We start from the raw sequence: 1,384 nt of genomic DNA on the forward strand, positions 1-1,384 counted from the left end.
TTCTTCAGGTCCGAATGCGTGGGCGCGCCGAGGCTGTTGTCCAGCATCACGAAGTAGAAGGACGCGCCTATCCAGGCCACGGCGGTGATGACGTGGGCCCAACGCAGCAGCAGGTTGGCCCAGTCGATGAGGTAGGAAACGTCCATCGGTGAACAGCGGAAGAAGGGCCGGCGCTTGGGACAGTGCCGGCCTCTTCCCCTCACCACAGCGGGCTCTGTGAGGAGCGAACGTCGCAACCTGATGCAGGCCCTCGCTGTGCGAGGCGCCCGCGCGGGCTCCGCGGCGACGTGAACAAACTGTATACAGACTGGTGCGCCAAGCGGACCGTGTTTTCCCGGACCGCCCAACGACAAGACTCGATTGTTTGCAAGACCCGGGCCAGGCAGTCGCCAGCCTCCGCAGCCTGCTGAAGCCTCCCTCGAACGTGGGTTTTCCAGGCTCACGGCGGTGCACCACGCACCGCCGTGAAGCACATGGAGCCGTCGTGGTGCATGCACTCCGGTAGGGAATTGCCGAGCATTTCGTGCGCTCTTGTGTATACACTTATGCGCACACTTTCACCGCAGCGCCCAAGCCGAGGCGGGCACCCCGCCCGCGGCGCCAGCGGCAGGACGACGATCCCGGAGACGCCATGCACCCCACGCTCACCCTCTCAAGCCTCAACGCCGCGCCCCAGGCCGAGTTCACCGCGCTGCTGGACGGCGTGTACGAACACTCGCCCTGGATCGCCGAAAAGGCCTGGCAACGCAGGCCTTTCTTGAGCCTGGCGCATCTCAAGCGCGCGCTGGTGGACGTGCTGCACGAGGCTGGGCGTGAAGCGCAGCTTGGGCTCATACGCGCCCACCCCGAGCTGGCCGGCAAGGCCATGGTGGCCCAGTCGCTCACGGCCGAGTCCACCCACGAGCAGGGCAAGGCGGGCCTGACCGACTGCACGCCGGCCGAGTTCGACAAGCTCCAGCGCCTGAACGCCGAGTACAACGCGCGCTTCGGCTGGCCCTTCATCATGGCCGTGCGCGGCCCGCGCGGCACCGGCCTGCACCGGCGGCAGATCATCGAGACCTTCGAGCGCCGCCTGGCCCATCACCCGGACTTCGAGTTCGCCGAGGCGCTGCGCCACATCCACCGCATTGCCGAGATGCGCCTGAACGACAAGTTCGGCTTCACGCCCACGCTGGGCAACCAGGTGTGGGACTGGGCCGAGCAGCTCGCCCAGCACAGCGAGCAGGACGGCGCCCTCACCGTCACCTACCTGACCGAGCCGCACCGCGCCTGCGCCCGCCAGCTCGCCGACTGGATGCGCCAGGACTGCGGCTTCGACGACGTGGGCATCGACGCCGTGGGCAACGTGGTGGGCATCTACCACGGCAGCGATCTGGACGCCAAA

2 protein-coding genes are annotated in these 1,384 nt (G+C 67.5%); one reads left to right on the forward strand and one right to left on the reverse strand.

The window, feature by feature from the left end; translation table 11 throughout:
- On the reverse strand, positions 1–146 hold a 146-nt coding region (locus ALA01S_RS32470), incomplete at its 3' end, for a urate hydroxylase PuuD (RefSeq protein ID WP_174548676.1).
- A gap of 485 nt (positions 147–631) precedes the next feature.
- Between ALA01S_RS32470 and uraD the strand changes: the two genes are divergently transcribed.
- On the forward strand, positions 632–1,384 hold a 753-nt coding region (gene uraD / locus ALA01S_RS31010; protein ID WP_084268123.1), incomplete at its 3' end, for a 2-oxo-4-hydroxy-4-carboxy-5-ureidoimidazoline decarboxylase.

This window comes from Azohydromonas lata NBRC 102462 (assembly GCF_001571085.1).
GTDB lineage: Bacteria > Pseudomonadota > Gammaproteobacteria > Burkholderiales > Burkholderiaceae_C > Azohydromonas > Azohydromonas lata.